The organism is Streptomyces sp. NPDC002643 (genome assembly GCF_053592555.1).
The window spans coordinates 24,074-45,164 of the sequence record NZ_JBSFVY010000043.1 but is presented as its reverse complement, the minus strand read 5'-3'; the positions used below and the strand labels follow the sequence as shown (position 1 = coordinate 45,164).

Sequence of the window (21,091 nt, the reverse complement as noted above, 5' to 3'; positions counted from 1 at the left end):
CTCGGTCGCGCTCCTCCCTGGTGTGCGCGGCTCAGCGGTTGCTGGCCGAGGGCCGGACCGATGTGTCTGCAGCCCGGCTGAAGACGAACTGAAGCGATCTTGGAGAGCCCCGGCTCACCTGTGGTCCGCGGTACGGCGCCCACACCGGCGCCCCCGGCGAGAGAGGGAGGACTGAGGTGACCGAGATGGTGCTGCTCGACGACGAGCGGATCGGGGCGGTGCCCGTCGAGGACGGCGGGGAGCCGCTGGTGGATCTGCGGACCGTCTGCTGGCTTGACGTGGACGGTCGGCAGGCCGATGCCGCGGGCCTGTACGCGCGGGTCCGTACGGGCGTACTCGGGCGGCTGCGATCGCGGGGCACGCCCTGCCCGCCGGCTATCGGCTCGTGATCGTGGAGGGGTACCGGGCGCCGGAGTTGCAGCTCAGCTACTTCGAGGAACGCGTCGCCCAGCTGCGCAACCGGCATCCGGACTGGCCGCGGGAGAGGGTGCGACGACAGGCGGCCCGGTACGTGGCACCGCCCGACATGGCCCCCCATGCGACCGGCGGGAAGGCCGCGCGGCGGCTTCCCCGGTGTCCAAGGACAACGGAACCCTTCCGCCGCCGTCCTTGGTCTACACAAGTGGCGGGTTTCGTTCAAATTCGAGCGATAACCGCCGGTTGAGTGGAGGGCGCGTCCAGGGCAGCGACCCGCTCACGGGAGACCGACCGCTGTCGTAGCCCGCCAGCCGCGTAATGGTCCGGGGCGGCATTCCGACAGTCGGAGCTCCGGTGAGCTCGAACCCGCGACGATGTGGCCTCTGCCTCGGCTCCGCCGGCTTCGGTCCATGACATGGTGGTCATGCGGGGGTGCCGTCCTTCTTCAGGAGGTCCTCCAGGTGGGCGGCGAGGAGTGCTGCCGTGGCGCGGTTGCCCTGGTCCTTCATCTTCGGAAGGTCGGGCAGCGCCGCTGACAGACGGGGGCCGAGGAGCCATTCGAACAGCTCGGGAGAGTCGGACCACCGGTGCAGCCGGTCCATACGGATGCCGTGGAAGGCCAGCAGATCGCCGGAGGTATTGGGGTTGAGGGCCGGCGGGGCCAGGCCGCTGCGTGTGTCGTCGTCGAGGCCGAGGCACTTGAGCTTCCCGGTGACGGCGGCGCTGGGGGCGAGCAGACACGGGAGCCGGAGTTGGGCGAGCTCGGCGGCGCTGACTGTCGCGCACCGGAAGGCGCTGGGCGTGACTTCGGGGTCACGTCGGATGATGGCGCCCAGCTGTTCCAGCGCGCTGATCGCGTCGTCCGCCGACTGGCATGCCTGCAGCTCCGTCGCCAGCCGGCGGGAGTCTGCCTGGTTCTCCTGGCCGCGGTTGACGAGCCAGGCGTCACGCGATGCGATCCAGGTGATGCCGTCAGGGTCGACGCCGTGGTTGAGCAGCCACAAGCACGCGTCGAGGCCTGTTTTCCCGGCCCCGATCACGGTGAAGCGTTCGGGCGCGCAACCAAGGTCCACGAGCCGGTTGACCGGGACGAGGGCCACACCGTCCTCGACGTCGAAGTCGGGGTGCCGCATCGCGGGCACGGTGCTGTTCATGTACGTGGCGTCGAAACGGGTACGACATGGTCGCCCGCCCGGTGCTACGCAGAGGTGGGCGGGTGCGGGGAGCGGAGTACGAGCAGGGTGATCTCGCTGGGGGCGAAGACGCGGAAGGGTGGGCCCCAGAAGCCGGTGCCGCGGCTGGTGTAGAGGAGGGTGCGAGTGCCGTGGTGGCTGAGACCGGCTAGGGCGGGCTGGTCGATGCGGACCAGGTGGTGGAAGGGCCAGATCTGGCCGCCGTGGGTGTGGCCGGAGAGTTGGAGGTCGATGCCGTCGGCTGCCGCCTGGTCGACGAACTTGGGCTGATGTGCGAGGAGCAGGACCGGCAGGTCGGGGTCGGCGCCGTCCAGGGCTCCGGCGAGGTGGGCGCGGTGGCCTGCCAGGCCGGAGGACTCGGCGGTGACGTCGTCCACTCCGGCGACGACGAGAGTGTCGCCTCCGCGTTCGAGCAGCAGATGGCGGTTGCGCAGCGGCTCCCAGCCCAGCTCGCTCATCAGGTCGACCCAGCCCTGGGCCTCGCTGTAGTACTCGTGGTTGCCGGTGACGTACACGCGGGCCCGGGTGGCCCGCACGGTACCGAGTGGGGCGGCCTGGGCGCGGCGGCGTTCGGCCGTGCCGTCCGCGATGTCGCCGGTGTGGCAGACCAGGTCGGCTTCCAGGGTGTTCACGGTCTCGCACACCCGTGCCGACCAGCGGGCTCGGTCGAGTGGGCCGTAGTGGGTGTCGGTGATGAGGACGACGCGGGTGCCGTCCAGCGCGGCACCCAGTCGCGGGAGTTGCACGTCGAGTCGGCGTACGCGTGGCACGCGGCGGGCCTCGGTGTAGCCCCAGGCGAGCAGTGCGGCGGTTACGCCGAGGACAGCCCAAGTGACGATACGGGCCCGGTCCTGACCCTCCTCGACGCCCGCCACGGTCAGGGCGAGCCGCAACAGGACGCCGAGCAGAACGGACCACGTGAACAGGACCCAGCTGGTGCCCAGCAGGGTGTCACCGATGATCGCCGCCCGGTCCTGCTGGCGCCGGCCGTGACCGCGCACCATCGCGAGCGGCATACATATGAGGCCGAGGGCGAACACGACGGTGCCGGGCAGTGTGACGGGCAACGGCCAGTGCTGGCCGGTGTACAGGAGCACCCAGCAGGGCACGGCCCACAGCAGGACGGGGGCGATCACGGGGATGTAGCGCATCAGGCGGTGCAGTCGGCTGTGCCTCGGCGCTTGCGCTTCACCCTCGGCGGGCCGGGTGCTGCTGGTGTCGGTCACGCTTCCCCCCTCTGTCCGGGCTGCCGTCTCGCGCACTGTATCCGGTCGTCCTCGGGCCGGCCGGATCGGCCGGAACGGCGTTCATGGGAGCGGCCCTTGGGGCGAAGGGTTCTCCCTGGGCGGCAATCGTCGGGTGGCTGAAGCCGGCGTGGTGCCCACCAACCCGTACGGCACCGCTCCGCACTTCCTCACTTCCTCGGCCGGTTCACCTGTCGCGCCTGAGGGTCTCACCCCGGGTTGTCACAGCCCCTCATTCCCTCATTGACAGACGCGCTCGTAGGCGGTGCCTGACTCGTTTCTGCGCAGCAGACCCTCGTCCACGAGGGCACGGCGCAGGCTCACCCAGTCGTCGAACCATTCGCCGCAGATCGCGTTGACCTTGGCCTCGGAGTACGTCACGCCGGGCTCGAACGAGTCCTTCACCACGGCCAGGACGCGGCCGCGTACCTCCGCCTTGCCCGGAATGGAGGTGAGCCGGCCACGGCGGAAGTAGGAGCCCGCCCCGTCCCCGCCGCCCCGACCGGAGACCCTGACCTCGGCCTGGACCGCGTGCCGGAACGTGTCGTCGAGCAGCGTGTACATGCGCTTCTCGCTGTCGAAGGCGGCGATCCGGCCGTCCGTCAGCTTCCGCAGCGCCGCGGCGGCGGCCGGTGGGCGGAGCTTGGCCAGTTCGGCGACCTCGGCCACGGAGGTCGCGCCGAGGGCGAGGGCCGCGTAGGCGGCACGCCGGTCGGTCTGGGCGAGGAGACCGACCAAGTCGCGGCAGGAGGGCGGATGGTCCTCGGTGGGGGCCGTGTTCATGGTGTCCAATCCGGTTGTCCGGTTGTCCTTCGGGCGCCGCTCTTCGTCGGAGCCTCGGGCGTCTCTACACGTACCGCGATCTCGGGCTGCCGTTGAAAGCGATTTATGGCGAACGGGTTCGTTTTCAGCCAGACCTCCGGGCGAGGGGCGGCGTGTTGAGGGGGAGGGGTACGAGGGCCACCGTGCGCGTCCTCCCCGGCGTAACGGCTCAATCGGCCCGGCCTCCCACGCGCGGGTCGACCGGTGTGAGCACTCCGAGCCGGTCCTCGACCGCCTGGGCCGCGTCCAGGCACAGGTCCTCCCGGAACGCGCGCCCGACGATCTGCACTCCGACGGGGAGCCCGTCGGCCACGCCGGTCGGTACGGCCACACCGGGCACGCCCACGAAGCTGGTCACACTGCACAGGCGCATTCCCGACGCGACCCGGTCCCGGCCTGCCCTGTCGCGCGACTCCAGCCCCGGCTCGACCGGTGGCTCGGTGAACGAGGGGCCGAGCAACAGCGGGTACGCGTCGAGGAATTCGGCCCACGAGCGGCGGACGCTCATCCAGGTGCCCATCAGCTTCATGAACTCTTCCACGCTCGCGGGCGGGGTCCGCTCCATCGCCATCGCGATGTAACGGTCCCCGCCCTTGCCGAGCAGTTGACGTACCACCGGCCAGGTCGGGGCGAACTCCGTCACGGTGATCCGGCCGTACGCCTCAAGAGCCTCGTCCAGCCGTGGCACGTCCCGTACCTCGCGCACGTCGTATCCGGCGTCGCGGAGCGCTTCGGCCGCGGTCTCGATGGCTCCGCGCACCGCGGGGTGGACGCCGTGCCCGCCGGGGTCCACCACGACCGCGACCTTCACCGGCCCGGGGAGCGCTTCGCCGTACGCGGGCACCGGTACGGCCCGTGGGTCGCGCGGATCGGTCCCGGCCAGCACCTCGTAAGCCAGCCGCAGGTCGCCCACGCCCCGGGCCAGCGGGCCGTCGGTGACCAGCATCTGGGACGCCGGGCCCGGATCGTCCGGGCCGAGGACGCGGTGGTCCGCCGGAAACCGGCCTGTGGACGGCTTCAGCCCGGCCACACCGCAGAACTGGGCCGGGACGCGCACCGATCCGCCGGAGTCGTTGCCGAGTCCGAGCGCCGCCATGCCCGTGGCCACGGCCACCGCGTCGCCCCCGCTGGAACCGCCCGGGGTCCGGCCGCCGTCCCACGGATTGACCGTGTCGCCGAACAGTTCGCTGCGCGTGTGCATGCCCGCCAGGATCAGGGTGGGAATGTTGCTGTGCCCGATGGGGATGGCCCCGGCCGCGCGCAGCCGTGCCACCGGGGGCGCGTCGGCCGGCGCCACCAGGTCGCGGAAGCGCTCCGTGCCGAACGTGGTCGGCACACCCTCGACGGCGGTGCTCTCCTTCACGGTGAACGGCACCCCCGCGAGCGGCCCCAGCGCTTCACCGGCGGCCCGCCGACGGTCCGTCCGTTTCGCGGCCCGGCGTGCGCGCTCCGCCAGGAGCTGCGTGACCGCGTTCACTTGCGGGTTGACCTCGGCGATGCGATCGAGGTGACTGTCGACCAGTTCGAGTGCCGAGACATGTGCGCCGCGCACGGCCTCCGCCTGGGCGGCGGCCGACATCTTCCACAGGGCGTCCCGCATGGCTTTTCCTTCCTCCCCTACCTTCCGATGCACATGTATCGGAACCGCGACCGCAACCGTAGCCTGGAACCGATACAGGCGCATCGAATAAGGTGCGGTGCGAAGCAGAGCGCCGTGGGGCGGGGAGGCGAACGGTCATGCCCAAGCAGGTGGATCACGTGGGCCGACGCCGCCTCATCGCCGAGGCCGTCTGCCACCTCGCCGACGAGCGCGGCCTTGAGGGCGTGACCCTGCGCGATGTCGCCGCCCGCGCTGAGGTGTCCATGGGCGCCGTCCAGCGGTGCTTCCGCACCAAGGAAGAGATGCTCGTCTTCGCGCTCGGGCACATCGGCGAGCGGATCAGTGAACGCGTACGGGCCCGCCTCGTCAGGAGCCCGGCCCAGTCGGCCGCCACCGCTCTGGGCCACGCGGCCGCCGAGATCTCACTGCTCGGAGAAGAGCACCGCGCCGAGGCCAGGGTCTGGCTCGCCTTCGTCGCGCAGGCGGTCGTCAGCAAGGCGCTCGCCGAGACTCTGAAGGCGAACTACGCAGCCCTGCAAGAGGCGTTCACCCGCCTCATCTCGGAAGCTGACAAGGGCACCGACCGCGCGGTCCCCCTCGATCCACAACGCGAGGCCCGCACCCTCCTCGCCCTCGCGGACGGCCTCACCACACACGTCCTCATCGGCCACCTCACCCCGCAAGAGGCCCACGACATCCTCCACAAACACCTGACCGACCTCTGGGAGCAACCGGCCCGGCCTCCTCTCCTCCCCCAAGCCCGGACCGAGTGACACGAAGAAGCAACGGGGGCATCAGGCCGCCTGCGTTCAGCGTCGGCTGTCACCGTGGCGAGCAGGGTCGTGTTGCCGCCCATCGGGGCAGTGCACACCAGCCACAACGTGATCGTCTCACTCGGCGGGAAGCAACCAACACCCCGTACCTTCTCGGTCTGGCCCGGTCCAGAACGCCGCCATGGCTGACGAAGAGCACAACGAGTCAGCCGCCGCTGCTTCCTGTCGCCCCGTTGCCGGCCGCAGCCGTCCACGACCCGGACCCCAGCTTCCGCCGCTGGTTCGTCGAACCAGCGGTCTACGCCTTCGGGTCCCACGACGTGATGGCCGAGTGGCGGGAAACCGTTCGGCGATCAGCCGTGTGATCGGGACGCCGCGAAACCTGAGCCGGTTCTGACCATGCGCGACACCCCGGTCCCTCCGCCTCAGTGTGCGGTGCCCCGTGGTTCTCCCGGGCACATGCGGGGCCTGCCCGCCAGTGTGGTCCAGAGGTAGGGGGCCACGTCGTCCTCGGGGAGTTGGGCGATCATGTAGCGGACGCAGCGCTCGATCTTGACCCGCCACAGCCGGGCCGCCTCGTTCCCGTCGGCGGCGCACAAGGCGTCGTGTACGGCGGTGTCCTCGCCCGCGATGGTGTCGCAGGCCTGGCTGTAGTCCATGTCCAGGACCGTGACGAACATACGCAGACGGGACCGTGAGGCGTTCGGGGACGACGCCTACGGCATCGCCACGCCGAAGCGGTCCTTCAACGTCGCGCTCAACATGTCCAACGCCGTACACGGTTACGCGGCGGAACGCCGGCCCGGCAGCAGCATCATGACCTTCTCACCGGGCAGCCTCGCCCGGGAACTGCTGGAGCACGACGACGACAAGATCCGCCGGATCTACCTCGACGACCTCGACCAGGTCCTGCCCGGTTTCGCCGACAAGGTCGTCGAGGCCGAGGTGCAGCGCTGGCCCACCGGAGCCCCGTACTGCTTCCCCGGCCGCGGCAGGCTCCAGCAGACACTGACCCGCCGCAGTGGCCGAGTCCTGCTGGCCGGTGACTACCTCGGCACCCTCTGCACCGAGACCGCGATCTCGTCCGGCCTGTCCGCCGCCCAGGAGGCCCGGAGCCTGGTCGTGATCTTCCCCGACGCCGACCTCACGGCCGCCGCCTCGTCGCTGCGCGTCGCCGGTTTCTGGAACTCCGGCCAGGAGTGCGGGGCCGCCTGCCGCGTCCTCGTCCACGCATCCGTCGCCGAGCGGTTCGTCGAACAACTCGTCGACGGGGTACGGACGTTGGTCGTCGGCGAACCGCAGGCCGGAGAGGACATCGAGGTCGGCCCCATGGTCTCCAAGGCCCACTTCGACCGTGTCACGGGCTACTTGGAGCGCGCGACGAAGGAAGGCGTGCGGGCGGCGACCGGGGGCGGCGCCCTCGACGGCCCCGGCTACTTCGTGGCCCCGACCGTGCTCGTCGACGTCCCCGAAGGAGCAGAAGTCGCCCGCGAGGAGATCTTCGGCCCCGTGATCACGGTCGAGACCTTCACCGACGAGGAGGAAGCCGTACGACGGGCCAACGACGTCCCGCTCGGACTGTCGGCCTCGGTCTGGACCGAGAACGCCCGCCGCAGCCACGACATCGCCGCCCGCCTCGACTTCGGAACCGTCTGGGTCAACTCCCATCTGGTGCTGGCCAGTGAAGTCCCCTGGGGCGGCTTCAAGGGCTCCGGCTACGGCCGGGACCTGTCGCTCTACGCACTGGACGACTACTCGCGCACCAAGCACGTCATGCACAACCACGGGCGCTGAGCCCGTCCGCCCCTCCGGTGCGGCCTTCTGCGTGCGCGACCCGTCCACCGGTCGCGAGCCGGAGGTGCGGGGACGGAGGGTGCAGGGTGGGCGGTCGGTGGCGCTACGCTGCCGTGTCGTGCTGAAGACGCGCCTCGACACCGCCCGGATTCGGGCGGCTCGCCGGATGATCGACCCGGTTTTTCTCGACACTCCGCTGTACCGCTGCGAGGCGCTGGAGCCCGATCTCGGGTGTGCGGTGAGCGTCAAGCTCGAAACGGCGAACCCGGTCCGCAGTTTCAAGGGCCGTGGCACCGAGGTCGTCGCGAGCCTGCTCGCCGACCATGGCCCACGGGCCGTGGTGTGCGCCAGCGCGGGCAACCTCGGCCAGGCCCTCGCCTGGTCCGCTCGCGGCCGGGGACTCGACGTCACCGTCGTGGCCTCCCGGTTCGCGACCGCGGCCAAGCTCGATCGCATCCGCGCACTGGACGCCAGGCTGGAACTGGTGGACGGGGACCACGAGTTGGCGCGCGTGCGGGCCTCGGCCATCGCGCGCCGCGACGGCATCCGGCTGCTCGAAGACAGCCTGGACATCGAGACCTGCGAGGGCGCGGCGACCATCGGACTGGAACTGGTCGACAGCGCGCCGTCGTTCGACGCCGTCCTGATCGCTCTCGGCGGCGGTGCCCTGGCCACCGGCGTGGGGCATGTGCTGAAGGCCCTGGCGCCCGATGTCGAGGTCATCTGCGTTCAGCCGCTGGGCGCACCGGCGATGACGCACTCGTGGCGCAGGCGGCGCGTCGTCACCACCGACTCGACCGACACCATCGCCGACGGCGTCGCCGGGCGATGTCCCATCCCGGCTGTCGTGGACGATCTCCTCCTGGTCGCCGACGACGCCGTCCTCGTCCGGGAGGCGTCGATCATCGCCGGTATGCGGCTGCTTCTCGACCGCGCCGGTCTCGTCGTCGAACCGTCGGCCGCGCTCGGTATCGCGGCGATCCTCGAAGACCGCGACCGCTTCGCCGGGCGACATGTGGTCACCATCGTGTGCGGCAGCAACGTCGACGTGGACGCCTATCACCGCTGGGTGGGTGCCGCTCCCGGCCGTCAGTAGACGATGGACACGACCTGGCAGACGGCTTCGGCGAGGCGGTGCTCTCCCTGGACGCGGGCCCGGCCGAGAGCGGTGGCGGGTTCGATGCCGCGTGTGCACAGGCGCCAGGCGGTTTCCGGGTCCAGGAGTACCGAGGCGGTCGGGCTGCCGGTGGGCGGGTGGGCCAGTGACCAGCGGCCGGCCGTGGTCGTGGCAGCGGAAGTGGAAGTGGCGGTGGCGGTGGCGGTCCATCTGCCGCCGGACGGCCCCTCGACGAGTACTTCGATCTGGGTCCCGGCTGGTGCCGTCGTCTGCCGCAGGGTGTGGGGCAGGGCTCGCATGAAGGTGTCCAGGACCGTGGAGAAGGCATACGGTTCCGGGTCGGTGTCGTGGCCGATGGCGTGGCGGATCTGCTGCCGGTGCGTCCAGTGCTCGGTGAACTCCCGGGCGATGTCCAGCCATCCGGGCGTCGGGTCGGCGCCCGCCCACGACACGCCGAGGGCGGGCGCTTCGAGGTCGGCGGTGGCGAAGTGCCGGGCCAGCTCGGTCCCGGCCGCTTCCAGGGCATCGATGAGCGCGGCCGGGCTGTCATCGGCGCGGAGGTCGACCCATTCCTGATTGGTGCGGTGGATGAACGCCTCCAGCGTCTCTCCGGGCAGGAAGACACGCCGGTATCCGTCCGGGGCGCGACCGAGGCGGCTGTAGTAGTCGCCGAGGAGGTGGGCGGCCAGGTCATGCACGGTCCAGCGCGGGACCGCCGTCCTGCTCCAGTCGGCGGGCCGCAGGCCACGCAGGGTGTCGAGGAGCGCCGCCAGCTCCGGTCCGAACAAGGGACGGGCGTCGATCGGGTGGCCCAGCCAGGAAGTGCCGGCCACGCCGTTGGACTCGGGACTCATGGCCAGAGCTTTGCAGGCGGGAGCCACGGTCTGCCATCGAATACCGCCTGCCTCTACTGCCGACGTCGGTGAGGAGGACCTGCGCGGGGCAGCCGTCCGGGTTCGGGCCGGTGCCGCCCAGCGGTTGTCCGGAATCGGACCGGGGCCGCCAGACAGCCGCCGACCGGGATAGGGCCGGGGCCTGGGCCTGGGCCCTGAGTGGCGGCCAGCGGTGGCATGCCCCTCTGGGGCGCGTGATCGGGCTTGCCTTCTGGGCTGCGTGGTCAGGTGGGGTCCGGCGACTCGGATTAGGGTTCTGGCATGGGCAGCGTTCGGTGCGTGTTCGTTCGGCCGTTCGACCGGGGCGCTCTTCGGGAGACGGGGTGAACCGGCGTACGGCCCCGTCCGAGGTCGCGTCCGATTCGGTGGACGCGGCGCTGCTTGAGGTGGTCGAGGACAGCGGGGCCTCCCGGGGACTGCTCTACGTCCTGCCCGCGTCCGGTGACGCCCTGTGGCTGGTCGCCCTCACGGGGGCGCCCCGTGAGATGGCCCTGCTGTGGGCGCGGGTGGGGCCGGCCGAGCCCGTCCCGGTCGCGGACGCCGTGCGTGACGGCGAGCTGGTCTGGGTCGGCGACATGGAGGAGATGGCCCGCCGCTACCCGCGTACGTCCCTCGTGCTGCCGTACCCCTTCGCACTGGCGGCGGCTCCCTTGATCGCCGACGGCACGCCGGTCGGCGGGCTGGTGCTGCTGTGGCCGAGCGCCCACCCGCCGAGGCTCGGCGACGGTGAGCGCGAGGCCATCGAGGCGGGGAGCCGTCGGCTGGCCCGGCTGCTGCGGAGCACGGCCGAGCACGGCGGACCGGAGCCGCCCGATCAGGCCCGTATCCTGCCCCGCCCCTCGCGGAGCGCCACGCTCCCGGCCGAGGTGGATCTGCTGGCCGCGTTCATCGACCGACTTCCGGGCGGGGCCTGCGCGTTGGACGTCTCCGGCCGGTTCACCTTCGTCACCCCCGAGGCGGCACGGCTCCTCGACGCCGACCCCGCCGATCTGATCGGCACCGTGCCCTGGGAGGCGCTGCCATGGCTGGACGTCCCCGAGATCGAGGACCGCTACCGCTCGGCCCTGCTCAGCGAGCAGCCCACCGTCGTCAGGGCGGTGCGCCCACCGGACAGCCCGCTCGTCCTGGAGCTCTACCCGGACCCGTCCGGCATCAGCCTCCGCGTCGTCCCCGGCGAAGGACGGGCCGAGGGGCGGCCCGGGCAGCGGGAGGGGCCCTCGGCGGAGTCGTCCCGTACGGGCGCCGCCCCGACCGGGGTGCCCTCCGAGGCCGGGCCAGGGCGGGCCGGACTCCTCTACCACCTGATGCATCTGGCCGCCACGCTCACCGAGGCCATCGGGGTGCGCGACGTCGTCGACCAGGCCGCCGACCAGCTCATGCCCGCCCTCGGCGCCGGGGCGATGGCCGTGATGGCTCCCCGCGACGGGCGGCTGAAGATCCTCGGTTACCGGGGCTACGACGCCGAGCTGATGGCCCACTTCGACGGCCTGCCCCTCTCCGCACGCACTCCCGCCGTGCGGGTGCTGGACACCGGAAACGCGCAGTTCTTCCGGAGCTTCGACGAACTGCGGGAGGCGTATCCCGGTGCCGTCCACCTCGACGACAAGGTGTCCTGGGCGTTCCTGCCGCTGATCGCCTCCGGCCACGCCATCGGCTCACTCGTCCTCGCCTACGACCGTCCCCAGCACTTCCCGCCCACCGAACGCGCGGCGCTCACGGCACTGGTCGGCCTCGTCGGCCAGGCCCTCGAACGGGCCCGCCTCTACGACACCCAGTACACCGTGGCCCATCAGCTCCAGGCCGCGCTGCTGCCCCGGCATCTGCCGTCCCTCCCCGGTCTGAGTGTCGCGGCCCGCTACCGTCCCGCCGGGCACGGGGTGGAGGTGGGCGGCGACTTCTACGACCTGATCCGTCTGGACGACACCACGGCCGCCGCCGCGATCGGCGACGTCCAGGGGCACGACATCGACGCGGCGGCGCTGATGGGGCAGGTCAGGACCGCCGTCCACGGTCGCGCGACCGCCGGGGCGCCGCCGGGCGACGTCCTGGTGGCGACCAACCGGCTGCTCGTCGACCTGGAACCCGGCCGGTTCGCCAGCTGCCTCTACGCGCATCTGGATCTCGCCGGGCAGGTCGTCCGGCTGGCCAGCGCCGGGCATCCGCCGGCCGTGCTGCGGTACGCCGACGGCCGCACCGAGGTGCTGCGGGTGCCGCCCGGCCTGCTGCTCGGCATCGAGTACGAGGCCGACTATCCCGCCGTGGAGTTCCCCCTGCCGCCCGGCTCCGTCCTCGTCCTCTACACGGACGGGCTCGTCGAACGCCCCGGCCTCGACCTGGACGACGCCGTGGACGGCCTGGCGCACCTCGTCGCCCGCGCCGACCCCGGTGACCTGGACACGATGGCCGACCATCTCGTCGACCGCGTCACCGACCCCGACGACGACATCGCCCTCCTGGTCATCGGGGTGGAACCGACGGTGTGAAGCCCGGCGCGCTCACGCGCCGACCGCTACGGCTTGCGGGCCACTCCGCCGAAGTCGTCGACCTCGGGCGGGAGTTGGTTGTTGTGTGAGGTGGGGCGCCAGCGGGTGACGGAGACCACGCCGGGGGCCAGCAGGGAGGTCCAGGGTCTTGGCGGCCTGCTCCAGGATGGCCTCGGGGTCGCGGAGGTCGGCGTCGATGTAGGCGGTCGCGCCCTCGGGGGTGCGAGGAACGCCCGTTGGGCCACCGCGATATCGAGGATCGCGGGGTTGGCGCTCCCGCTATCCGGTCACCGACCTGCCGGTCGATCTCGTAGCAGTCCTTGCCGCCCAGCCAGTAGTTCCAGATCCGCGCGGAGTGCGGCACATCGCTGTTGATGAGCGGGCGTTCAACCGGCATGAGGACTCCCCGAGTTGGCTGGATCTGACATATAAGGTAGACCGTTCAACCAACTGGGCGCATCGTCAGGGAGCCCTCATGGGCCGGTTCACCTAGCGGGCCACCCAGCCGCCCAGTTCGTTCTTCTCGGTCTTCGCGTTCCGCCGCAGCGCGTCCCAGGAACTCAGCAGGCCGGAGGGCAGATAGCCGGAGCGTACGGCCAACTCCCAGCCGTGCGCCTGGGTCGCCAGCGCGACGAGGGCAAGGGCGCCCAGCGGCAGCAGAGTTCGGGGCGCGGGATCGGTGCCCACGCTCTCCCGGTGCTCGACCAGCCGGGCCGCGAGGGCTTCCTCGAAGGCGGGCTGGTCGTCGTCGAGGAGGACGCGCAGGAGACGCTGGTCCGGGGTCAGGGAGCCGACGGCGTCCAGACGCCCGGCCGCTGCCGCGCGTTCCCCGGCGTCCGGCGCGCACAGGGGCACCGTGGGCCAGTGCCGGGGAAGATGGCCGCTCTCCTCGGTCAGATAGAGGCAGAGCGCGTCCATCGCGGCCAGATCCGCCGGGGCCGAGGCCGAGGTGAACTCCGAATAGGGCACCCCTTCGTGGATCGCGGGCGCGTAGTCCCCGCGCAACAGCAGACCGATCACCCGCTGCCAGTCCCACACCAGGCCGCTGACCACGCACACCTCGAACATGTCGAGCCATGTCCGCGCCGTGGGCGCTTCCTCGACGATGTCCGAGAAGGCGATGTCCTCGCTGGTGAGGGCCTGACCGACGAGCGAGAGCGGGATCTTCTGGTCGCCGTCCGGGAAGCAGCCGACGCTCAGCACCCCGTGGTAGCACTCCGCGGCGGTCCGCAGCGCCGTGAACGCTGCCTCGTCGAGAGCGGGGTCCGCCACGGTGCGGGCGGCCACGTGGTCGAGGAGTTCGTCGCCCAACTCCCGCAGCGAGTCCAGGGACAGGTCGCCGTAGCGCATCCGGTGCCACCGGCCGTAGGTCCGCTTGCCGATGTCGTCCAGAGCCTGGGCGATCCGATCCCCGCTGACCTCATGACATGTCACTTCACGCACCGTCGCCGTCCCCTCGTGATCTTTCTCGGCCGGAGGCGGCACCGTATCAGCAGGCTCGGACATCGCCGGCGGGTGATCGCCGGCGGGTGATCGGCTGCGGACGTGATGTCCGCGCGCGACGAGGGAAACTCCCTACCGCACCCGGCGGTTCAACGCAGCTCCGGAAACAGGGCGCGGGCCCGTTCGGGGTCCGGGGAGACGAAGACGGCCTCCCCGGTGACCAGGACAGGGGCCGTGTCCCCGTCCCTGTCGCCCTCCCGGCTGATCGACCCCTCGACGAAGATCTTGCGATCCTCCGCTCCCGTGACCCGGGCGAACACCCGCAGGGGCGTGTCCACGGGCACGGGCCGGTGGTAGCGCGTGCGGAGGGAGACGGTCATGGCGTGGTGACCGGCCGCTCCGCAGGCCCGGCCCATCAGTTCGTCCAGCAGCATCGCGCTCATCCCGCCGTGCACATAGCCGGGCGGCCCCTCGTGCGCGATACCGAGCGCGCACAGTCCGACGAGACCGCCGTCGCCCGGTGTCACCAGCATCGGCGGGGCGAGGGGACTGCCGGCCCCGGTGACGGGGCTGTACATACGCGGCTCTCCCGGGAACTCGTCCACGACGGGCACCTCGCCCCTCGCCCGCCGTCCACCGGTCAGCCGCCCGGTGATCCGGCGCACGCCCTCCGCCACACCGCGCAGGACTTCGGCCGGGGCCGTGGTCCGCACGACGGCGTCCACCAGCAGCCGCAGCTCATGCCCGAGGGCGGCGATCGCCGCGCGCCGGCGCTCCAGTTCTCCTTCCGTCGGTCGGGGGAGGTCGTCGTCGGTCGGCATGGGCGGGTCGCTGAGAGTCGTGTTCATCGGTGTTTCTCGGTAGGTGGTACGAGGGGCTGGAGCCCGAAGGGCGGTTGAACCGTGTCCGCGGGGCCCGTCGGTTGTCGTCCCGGGCTGCCGTCAAGCGTTCACGTCGCGTACGAAGACGGGCTTGAGGTGCTTCTGAGGCAGTGCCTCGGGAAGCTCCTCCCAGTCGAGGACGTGGGAGACGACCCGCCGGGGATCGACGTCGCCGGAGCGGGCCAGTTCGAGAGCGGCGGGGATGTGGTCGCGGACGTTGTCGCGGGCGATGCGGAGGGTGACACCCGTGAGATACATGTCCAGCAGGGGCAGTTCGCCCGGCCGGAAGTGATTGCCGGCCGACTCGCACATGCCCTCGGGCGCGAGGGCCTTGAGGGCGCCGGCGAGTTGGTCGACGCGTCCGGTGGCCTCCACGGCGAGGTCGAAGCCCTGCGGGACCGACTCGACCGCCTCGGCCGTCCGGGCGCCGAACCCCTCGGCCAGCCTGCGGTGTTCGGGGTCGGGGTCGACGTACAGCACATCGGAGGCGCCCAGCGCGCGGGCGATGTCGCACACGTACAGCCCGATGCTGCCGCGCGCGACGACGAGGACGCGGGCCCCGGGCCGGTTCTTGAGGTGGGGTGCGACCAGGCGCCAGGACAGCGACCAGTTGTCGCTCGCCGAGGCCATGGCGACCGGGTCGAGGCCGGCGGGCAGCGGCACCAGCATGGCGTCGGCCCAGGGCACCCGGACCAGATCGGAGAAGAGCCCGCCCCAGGTGCCGCCGAGCGGTGCGCCGTACATGGCCATGTGCGGTACGGAGGCGCAGTGGGCGGTCAGCCCCGCGCGGCACTTGTCGCAGGTGCCGCAGTTGAGGGACCAGGGGACGACCACCAGCTCGCCGGGGGAGACGGCGGTGACGGCGTCGCCGGTCTCGACGACCCGGGCCACACACTCGTGGCCGAGGGGGAAGGGGGGATCGATGCTGTGTTTGATGTGCGGCTGCCGCCGCGTGGCGTGACCGGCCAGGATCGCGGTGTCCACGTCACACGAGGTGGCGGCCACCGGCGCGACGATCGCCTCCTGATCCGACCCGAGCCTGGGGTCGGGGGCCTCGCGCCACTCGACCTTGTTCCGGGCGACGTACGTCAGTTCACGCATCGCCGCGCTGTCCCTTCGCCAGGGCGACGAGGTCGGCGTAACGGATCACGGAGCCGCCGGCGCCCCAGGTGCCGTCGGGCTGCGCGTGCACCAGCACCCACACCCGCAGCGCCTCGTCCCGGGTGAGCCCGGCCGCGTCGAGCACGGTCTTCGTGGCCTCCTCGACCAGCCCGGCCCTGCGCCGCTCCGACAGTGCCCCCTGCGGAACGGTCACCTCCACGAGGAAGCGCGGCGCCTCGTCCTCCGCCGTGGTCTGCGCCCCCTCGGGCAACTCGACCAGATAGCTCCACGCCTGGGCGCGGAAGAACGCCGTGTCGGGCGCGCCCTCCCCGCGCAGCAGTACGGCGGCCAGCTCGCGCTGAACTTTCTCGCGACCCTCCTCGGTCAGCGAACCAGCGGGGGCGGTGAGCCGGATCATCGGCATGACGACGTCTCCTTCGGCGTCCAGCGGGGCTATGACGGTCGTTATAACCGGAGGTCATGCTAGACTATGACGGTCGACATAGCCAAGAGGGGGCCGGAAGGGAGCACTGTTTTGGCCAGAGCCGAAACGCCGTCCCGTGAGCGGATCGTGGCCGGTGCCGCGGATCTGATCGCCAGGCGGGGCCTGAACGCGGCGAGCATCCGTGAGCTGGCGAAACACGCCAAGGCGCCCCTCGGCTCGACATACCACTACTTCCCCGAGGGCAAGCAGCAGGTGGCCACCGAGGCGGTTCGCCACGGCGGTACGGTCGCGGCGCGCATCCTGCGCAAGAAGTTGGAGGCGGGGCCCGTCGAGGGGGTGCGTGCCTTTCTCGCGCTGTGGCGCGGCATCGTCGTCGACAGTGAGTTTCGTGCCGGGTGCCCTGTCCTGGCCGTTTCCGTGGAGGAGCCTCCCGGTGACGAGGTTCCGCCGGCTGTTCTCGCCGCCGCCGAGGCATTTGAGGTCTGGGAGCAGCTTCTTGTGGACTCCCTGCGGGCCCATGGTGTGCCTGCCGGTCAGGCCGCCGGGCTTGCCACCCTCGTTGTCGCCTCTACGGAGGGGGCGATCGTCATGTGCCGGGCCAAGCGGGATGTTCGGCCGTTGGATCGGGTTGCGGAGCAGTTGGAGGGCGCCATCAGCGGAGCGCTTGCGCTCCGCTAGGGCTGCCGTGATGGGTTGTTTGTCGGGTGCGGCGCCGTCGTGGCTGGTCGCGCCCACGCGGCGGAGCCGCAAGATGTTCCGCCCCGCGCCCCTTTAGGGGCGCTGGAGCTTGTCTCTGCCAACTCCCGTCGATAGTCCGCGTATGCGGTCCTCAGGCGCGGGCCCGGCCAGTTGGCCGGGAGGAGTTCCGGGGGCAGGACCGGGTCGGCCAGTAGGTGGCGTACCGCTGCCGCCAGGGCGGTGAAGCGGGCGGCGGGGTCTTGGGTGTGCTCGATGTGGGCGAGCAGGGCCTCGGCGGTGGCCGACCAGGTGTCCAACGGCCATAGGGTCGCCGCAAGTTCGTCCGCGGCCTGCTCGGGTCGGGTCGTGAAGTGCTGGACCGCCGGGCCCAGGGCCGGGGGGCGGCTGCGGTGGAGGTTGGCGGGGCGCAGCCAGACGCCCTCGCGCAGTTCGGCCAGGCGGAGTGCGGTCAACCGGGTGCGCAGCTCGGCGCGTTCGGCGGGCTCCCGGCCCGGGCCGGTGACCACGGCCATCTCCCAGTCGCCGTCCCATGGCCGGACCTCCGGATGCACGGCCTCGTCCTGCCTCCGCTGGCGTTCGAGAAGCCGTTCGCTGAGGCGGTACACCGCGTCCGTACGCCGTAGATCCCCGGCCGACACCATCCGGCTGAGCGCCGCCCGTACGGTCGACCCGGCCACCCCGAACGGCTCCACCAGCCGTACCAGCTCCTTCACCGGCAGCGCCGGCGGATGTGTGCCCAGCAGAAGACTCAGGACGACCGACCGCGCGGACAGCGGCCGCAGTGTGAGTTCGGCCGGCCCGTCCGGAGTCCTCGTGCGCATGAGCCGTACTGTACGGGCCCGAACTCGTTGTTACACGATGGCGTCAGTCGTAGGGTTGGTGTAATACTCATCGTATGGTCCCGACACTCGCGCACGACCGGCCGCAGAGCGCCACGCACGACGTCACCAACCAGCCCCCGCCCCTGACCCCGTACGACGCGTCCGACGACGCGGCCCTGTTGGAGGGGCTGCGCAGGGAGGGCGCGGAGTGGGCCGAGGAGGACGTGCGCGGGCTCGGCCGCCGGGCGGGCGGCGCCGAGGCGCAGGAGTGGGCCGAGCAGGCCAACCGGTACGAGCCGGAGCTGCGCACCCACGACCGCTACGGCCACCGGATCGACGAGGTCGACTTCCATCCCAGCTGGCATCGGTTGATGGAGGTCGCCGTGGGCGCGGGCCTGGCGGGCGCCGCCTGGGCCGAGGAGCGGGCCGGCGCCCATGTCGCCCGGATCGCCGGCGCGCTGGTGTGGGGCCACACCGAGGCCGGGCACAGTTGCCCCACGGCGATGACGTACGCGGTGGTGCCCGCGCTGCGCCGCCAGCCGGAACTGGCCGCCGTGTACGAGCCGTTGCTGACCGGCCGTGTGTACGACCCCGGGCTGCGGGTGCCCACCGAGAAGCGCGGGCTGCTCGCCGGGATGGGCATGACCGAGAAACAGGGCGGCAGCGACGTCCGTGCGAACTCCACGACGGCCGCTCCCAGCGCCGAGCCCGGTGTGTACACCCTGCGGGGGCACAAGTGGTTCACCTCGGCGCCCATGTGCGATCTGTTCCTGGTGCTCGCCCAGGCGCCCGGCGGTCTGACCTGCTTCCTGGTGCCGCGCGTCCTGCCCGACGGCAGCCGCAACACCTTCCGTATCCAGCGTCTGAAGGACAAGCTCGGCAACCGCTCCAACGCGTCCTCCGAGCCGGAGTTCGACGACACCGTCGCCTGGCGGGTCGGGCCCGAGGGGCAGGGGGTGAAGACCATCATCGAGATGGTCAACTGCACCCGGCTGGACTGTGTGATGGGCACGGCCGCGCTGATGCGCAAGACCCTCGTCGAGGCGGGCCACCACGCCCGCCATCGCGGCGCCTTCGGGGCCCGGCTGCTGGAACAGCCGCTGATGCGCAATGTCCTGGCCGATCTCGCGCTGGAGTCCGAGGCCGCCGCGACCCTGACCCTGCGTCTGGCCGGTGCGGCCGACCGGGGGCTGCGCGGGGACGAGGGCGAGCGGATGTTCCGGCGGATCGCCACCGCCGTCGGCAAGTACTGGGTCACCAAGCGAGGCCCGGCCTTCACCGCCGAAGCCCTGGAGTGCCTCGGCGGCAACGGCTATGTCGAGGACTCGGGCATGCCCCGCCACTACCGCGAAGCACCCCTGGCCTCCATCTGGGAGGGCTCCGGCAATGTCAACGCCCTCGACGTCCTACGGGCGTTGACCCGCGAGCCCGCCACCGTCGACGCCCTGTTCACCGAACTCGCCCTGAGCGAAGGCGCGGACGCCCGCCTCGACGCCGCCGTGGGCCGCCTCAAGGACCGGCTGCCGCTCACCGACCAGACGGGAGCCCGCCGTCTGGTCGAGCACATGGCCCTCACCCTCCAGGCATCCCTCCTCGTCCGCCATGCCCCGCCCGCCGTCGCCGACGCCTTCTGCGCCACCCGGCTCGCCGGCGACTGGGGGCACTCCTTCGGCACCCTGCCCAACTCGGCCGATCTGAACGGGATTCTGGGCCGGGCCCTGCCGAGTACGTGATCGGCGGTGCGGCCCCCGCCCGGCGTCGGAAGCGTCGGGCAGGGGCACGGGCAGGGGCTGGGTGCAGGGGGCTCGGATGCTGCGGCTCAGACGCCGAGCGCCGCCCGGACCGCCTTCGCCTTCTCCTCCGTGAACACACCGGTCCGCAGCAGGGACAGGATCGACAGGACGCCTCCGCCGGAACCCCAGCTACCCTCGTCGATGACCCGGAAGTTCACCCACCACGAAGGCGGCGGCTTCTCGACCCCGCAGGCCTCGGCCAGCGCGGCCAGCACCCGTTCGACTACCTCGGTGCGGACCTCCTGGCGCCAGTCGCCGTCCATGACCGCCACATCGATCACCATCACATCGACCCCCGGCCCGGCGTCCGCGACGAGGACACCGCCGATGGCCATCATGTCGGCCTCACGCTCCACGAAGTGCACCTGGAACCCGGGCCGCGCGGCCGGGGCGAACCGGCCCACCTCCGGCACCAGCACGGCGTCCGTCAGCGTCCCGGCCAGCCTCCGCCGCTGTTCGAGGCTCAGACGGCCCTTGGCGGTGTTCACGGTGATGACGGTCACGGCACCCTCCCTATAGCGATCGTTATAACGGGAGGCTACACAGGCCTATGACGGTCGTCCTAATCCCGCTCGGGAGATCTGGCGGCTCGCGTCGAGGGCCTTCGCGGCGGTGATCGTGCGGGCCGCCGTGTGGGCGACGCGGCGGAGGGCCGCGGCGGCGCGCGCGGCGTCGAAGCCGCAGTCGGAGCCGGCGACGGAGAACGCGGCCACGGGGCGCCCGAGGGGGCCCATGATCGGTACGGCGACACAGGTCAGACCGGGCGCGAACTCCTGCCGGTCGTGGGCGACGCCGTCCTGTCGGATGCGCCGCAGCTCGTCCCGCAGAAGGGCGGGGGTGCTGAGGGTGTACTCGGTGCGGGCGGGCAGGCCCTCCGTGATCGCGGCCTCGGCGGCGTCGTGGTCGAAGGCCAGCAGGGCCTTGCCCACGCCGGTGCAGTAGGCGGGCAGCAGGGCGCCGATGCGGGAGGGCAGACGTGCGGCGCGATGGCCGTGGAGCTTGTTCAGATACAGGATGTCGGTGCCGTGCAGCACCGCCAGGTGCACCGTCTCGCGGGTCAGTTCGTAGAGGTCGACGAGATGGGGCAGCAGCCGTTCCTGGATCAGCTGGGGAGTGGGGCCGTGGACGCGGCTGCCGATGTCGAAGAGCTGGGGGCCCAGCCGGTAGTTGTTGCCGACCCGTGCGACGAGCTGGTTGCGCTGGAGGATGCGCAGCAGCCGGAAGGCCGTGGACTTGGTCAGCTGTGCCCGGCGGGCCAGTTCGCTGACACCCATCTCCCGGTCGTGTGCGGCGAGCGACTTCAGCAGTTCGAGCGCCTTGTCGACCGCGGTCTGCTGGCCGCGTTCGGAGGTCGGTGTACCGGGGAGTGGGGGATCTGCATGCTCGGGGGTGAAAACGGGGACGGGCATGGGCAGTCTCCGGGGATAAGTACCGAAAGTCATCCATTGGAGTGGACGCGCGTCCAATGTAGTTAGCCATGTCGGTCTTGTAAACGGAGTGTGTCGCTTCCGATTTCGTACGAAGACAGCCCATGCGCCGTCGGTGGGGGCCCGGGCCCGGGGCCGGGATGCA

General features: G+C 71.6%; 20 protein-coding genes and 1 pseudogene. 7 read left to right on the top strand and 14 right to left on the bottom strand.

The window, feature by feature from the left end:
• Positions 1–176: 176 nt before the first annotated feature.
• On the top strand, positions 177–389 hold the full coding sequence (locus ACWD4G_RS40060) for a hypothetical protein (protein WP_451302650.1): 213 nt from the start codon (positions 177–179) through the stop codon (positions 387–389).
• Between the two features lie 450 nt (positions 390–839).
• Here the strand turns inward: ACWD4G_RS40060 and ACWD4G_RS40055 are convergent, their stop codons facing one another.
• The 4 genes from ACWD4G_RS40055 to ACWD4G_RS40040 form a co-directional block, all read right to left on the bottom strand.
• Positions 840–1,571 (bottom strand): hypothetical protein, encoded by a 732-nt coding sequence (locus ACWD4G_RS40055; protein ID WP_451302648.1) that lies wholly within the window; start codon positions 1,569–1,571, stop codon positions 840–842.
• Positions 1,572–1,615: 44 nt separating this feature from the next.
• Positions 1,616–2,836, bottom strand: a complete 1,221-nt coding sequence (locus ACWD4G_RS40050) for a metallophosphoesterase (RefSeq protein WP_451302646.1) — start codon at positions 2,834–2,836, stop codon at positions 1,616–1,618.
• A 258-nt stretch (positions 2,837–3,094) separates the two neighbouring features.
• On the bottom strand, positions 3,095–3,637 hold the full coding sequence (locus tag ACWD4G_RS40045) for a DUF2087 domain-containing protein (RefSeq protein ID WP_451302644.1): 543 nt from the start codon (positions 3,635–3,637) through the stop codon (positions 3,095–3,097).
• Positions 3,638–3,845: 208 nt separating this feature from the next.
• On the bottom strand, positions 3,846–5,276 hold the full coding sequence (locus ACWD4G_RS40040; protein ID WP_451302642.1) for an amidase: 1,431 nt from the start codon (positions 5,274–5,276) through the stop codon (positions 3,846–3,848).
• A gap of 137 nt (positions 5,277–5,413) precedes the next feature.
• Between ACWD4G_RS40040 and ACWD4G_RS40035 the strand changes: the two genes are divergently transcribed.
• Complete coding sequence (locus tag ACWD4G_RS40035; RefSeq protein ID WP_451302640.1) at positions 5,414–6,049, top strand: TetR/AcrR family transcriptional regulator; 636 nt, start codon at positions 5,414–5,416, stop codon at positions 6,047–6,049.
• A 425-nt stretch (positions 6,050–6,474) separates the two neighbouring features.
• Here ACWD4G_RS40035 and ACWD4G_RS40030 read toward each other — a convergent pair whose 3' ends face one another.
• Complete coding sequence (locus ACWD4G_RS40030) at positions 6,475–6,729, bottom strand: hypothetical protein (RefSeq protein WP_451302638.1); 255 nt, start codon at positions 6,727–6,729, stop codon at positions 6,475–6,477.
• Here ACWD4G_RS40030 and ACWD4G_RS40025 point away from each other — a divergent pair.
• Together ACWD4G_RS40025 and ACWD4G_RS40020 are read left to right on the top strand one after the other, a co-directional pair.
• Positions 6,719–7,843, top strand: coding sequence for an aldehyde dehydrogenase family protein (locus ACWD4G_RS40025; RefSeq protein WP_451302636.1), 1,125 nt, complete (start codon positions 6,719–6,721; stop codon positions 7,841–7,843). The genes ACWD4G_RS40030 and ACWD4G_RS40025 overlap by 11 nt on opposite strands.
• A 118-nt stretch (positions 7,844–7,961) precedes the next feature.
• Positions 7,962–8,939 carry a threonine ammonia-lyase gene (locus tag ACWD4G_RS40020; RefSeq protein WP_451302634.1) on the top strand — a complete coding sequence of 326 codons (978 nt, stop codon included), beginning with the start codon at positions 7,962–7,964 and terminating at the stop codon, positions 8,937–8,939.
• Here the strand turns inward: ACWD4G_RS40020 and ACWD4G_RS40015 are convergent.
• Positions 8,933–9,814, bottom strand: a complete 882-nt coding sequence (locus ACWD4G_RS40015; RefSeq protein WP_451302632.1) for a maleylpyruvate isomerase family mycothiol-dependent enzyme — start codon at positions 9,812–9,814, stop codon at positions 8,933–8,935. The two genes, ACWD4G_RS40020 and ACWD4G_RS40015, sit on opposite strands and share 7 nt — an antisense overlap.
• 362 nt (positions 9,815–10,176) lie before the next feature.
• Here ACWD4G_RS40015 and ACWD4G_RS40010 point away from each other — a divergent pair, with 362 nt between their 5' ends.
• Positions 10,177–12,336, top strand: a complete 2,160-nt coding sequence (locus ACWD4G_RS40010; RefSeq protein ID WP_451302630.1) for a SpoIIE family protein phosphatase — start codon at positions 10,177–10,179, stop codon at positions 12,334–12,336.
• Positions 12,337–12,471: 135 nt separating this feature from the next.
• Here the strand turns inward: ACWD4G_RS40010 and ACWD4G_RS40005 are convergent.
• The 5 genes and pseudogenes from ACWD4G_RS40005 to ACWD4G_RS39985 form a co-directional block, all read right to left on the bottom strand.
• Positions 12,472–12,733 (bottom strand): annotated as a pseudogene (locus ACWD4G_RS40005) (SAM-dependent methyltransferase); the annotation flags it as partial.
• A gap of 92 nt (positions 12,734–12,825) precedes the next feature.
• Complete coding sequence (locus ACWD4G_RS40000; protein WP_451302628.1) at positions 12,826–13,779, bottom strand: immunity 49 family protein; 954 nt, start codon at positions 13,777–13,779, stop codon at positions 12,826–12,828.
• A 149-nt stretch (positions 13,780–13,928) separates the two neighbouring features.
• The gene (locus ACWD4G_RS39995; RefSeq protein ID WP_451302626.1) at positions 13,929–14,627 is read right to left on the bottom strand and encodes a PaaI family thioesterase; all 699 of its coding nucleotides are present in this window, start codon (positions 14,625–14,627) and stop codon (positions 13,929–13,931) included.
• A gap of 93 nt (positions 14,628–14,720) precedes the next feature.
• A complete protein-coding gene (locus tag ACWD4G_RS39990) occupies positions 14,721–15,761 on the bottom strand; it encodes a zinc-dependent alcohol dehydrogenase (protein WP_451302625.1) in 1,041 nt (346 codons plus the stop codon).
• The gene (locus ACWD4G_RS39985) at positions 15,754–16,185 is read right to left on the bottom strand and encodes a tautomerase family protein (protein WP_451302623.1); all 432 of its coding nucleotides are present in this window, start codon (positions 16,183–16,185) and stop codon (positions 15,754–15,756) included. The genes ACWD4G_RS39990 and ACWD4G_RS39985 overlap by 8 nt, the downstream gene beginning before the upstream one ends.
• Before the next feature lie 111 nt (positions 16,186–16,296).
• On the opposite strand from ACWD4G_RS39985, the gene ACWD4G_RS39980 reads away from it, so the two are divergent.
• On the top strand, positions 16,297–16,884 hold the full coding sequence (locus ACWD4G_RS39980) for a TetR/AcrR family transcriptional regulator (RefSeq protein ID WP_451302621.1): 588 nt from the start codon (positions 16,297–16,299) through the stop codon (positions 16,882–16,884).
• Here ACWD4G_RS39980 and ACWD4G_RS39975 read toward each other — a convergent pair.
• Positions 16,881–17,726, bottom strand: a complete 846-nt coding sequence (locus ACWD4G_RS39975) for a PaaX family transcriptional regulator C-terminal domain-containing protein (RefSeq protein WP_451302620.1) — start codon at positions 17,724–17,726, stop codon at positions 16,881–16,883. The genes ACWD4G_RS39980 and ACWD4G_RS39975 overlap by 4 nt on opposite strands.
• A gap of 74 nt (positions 17,727–17,800) precedes the next feature.
• Here ACWD4G_RS39975 and ACWD4G_RS39970 point away from each other — a divergent pair, with 74 nt between their 5' ends.
• A complete protein-coding gene (locus ACWD4G_RS39970) occupies positions 17,801–19,459 on the top strand; it encodes an acyl-CoA dehydrogenase family protein (RefSeq protein ID WP_451302618.1) in 1,659 nt (552 codons plus the stop codon).
• An 86-nt stretch (positions 19,460–19,545) separates the two neighbouring features.
• Here ACWD4G_RS39970 and ACWD4G_RS39965 read toward each other — a convergent pair whose 3' ends face one another.
• Together ACWD4G_RS39965 and ACWD4G_RS39960 are read right to left on the bottom strand one after the other, a co-directional pair.
• Positions 19,546–20,022: a tautomerase family protein gene (locus ACWD4G_RS39965; protein WP_451302616.1), complete on the bottom strand. Its 477-nt coding sequence runs from the start codon at positions 20,020–20,022 to the stop codon at positions 19,546–19,548.
• A 45-nt stretch (positions 20,023–20,067) separates the two neighbouring features.
• Entirely contained in the window at positions 20,068–20,928 is an 861-nt protein-coding gene (locus tag ACWD4G_RS39960) for an IclR family transcriptional regulator (RefSeq protein ID WP_451302614.1), read from the bottom strand.
• Positions 20,929–21,091: the final 163 nt, after the last annotated feature.

Excerpts from the sequence above, each read along its gene's own strand:
- ACWD4G_RS40040 (WP_451302642.1), bottom strand. The coding sequence starts at position 5,276 with ATGCGGGACGCCCTGTGGAAGATGTCGGCCGCCGCCCAGGCGGAGGCC.
- ACWD4G_RS40035 (WP_451302640.1), top strand. The coding sequence starts at position 5,414 with ATGCCCAAGCAGGTGGATCACGTGGGCCGACGCCGCCTCATCGCCGAG.
- ACWD4G_RS39960 (WP_451302614.1), bottom strand. The coding sequence starts at position 20,928 with ATGCCCGTCCCCGTTTTCACCCCCGAGCATGCAGATCCCCCACTCCCC.
- ACWD4G_RS40030 (WP_451302638.1), bottom strand. The coding sequence starts at position 6,729 with ATGTTCGTCACGGTCCTGGACATGGACTACAGCCAGGCCTGCGACACC.
- ACWD4G_RS39995 (WP_451302626.1), bottom strand. The coding sequence starts at position 14,627 with ATGAACACGACTCTCAGCGACCCGCCCATGCCGACCGACGACGACCTC.
- ACWD4G_RS40055 (WP_451302648.1), bottom strand. The coding sequence starts at position 1,571 with ATGAACAGCACCGTGCCCGCGATGCGGCACCCCGACTTCGACGTCGAG.
- ACWD4G_RS39975 (WP_451302620.1), bottom strand. The coding sequence starts at position 17,726 with ATGCGCACGAGGACTCCGGACGGGCCGGCCGAACTCACACTGCGGCCG.
- ACWD4G_RS39985 (WP_451302623.1), bottom strand. The coding sequence starts at position 16,185 with ATGCCGATGATCCGGCTCACCGCCCCCGCTGGTTCGCTGACCGAGGAG.
- ACWD4G_RS39990 (WP_451302625.1), bottom strand. The coding sequence starts at position 15,761 with ATGCGTGAACTGACGTACGTCGCCCGGAACAAGGTCGAGTGGCGCGAG.
- ACWD4G_RS39970 (WP_451302618.1), top strand. The coding sequence starts at position 17,801 with ATGGTCCCGACACTCGCGCACGACCGGCCGCAGAGCGCCACGCACGAC.
- ACWD4G_RS40015 (WP_451302632.1), bottom strand. The coding sequence starts at position 9,814 with ATGAGTCCCGAGTCCAACGGCGTGGCCGGCACTTCCTGGCTGGGCCAC.
- ACWD4G_RS40045 (WP_451302644.1), bottom strand. The coding sequence starts at position 3,637 with ATGAACACGGCCCCCACCGAGGACCATCCGCCCTCCTGCCGCGACTTG.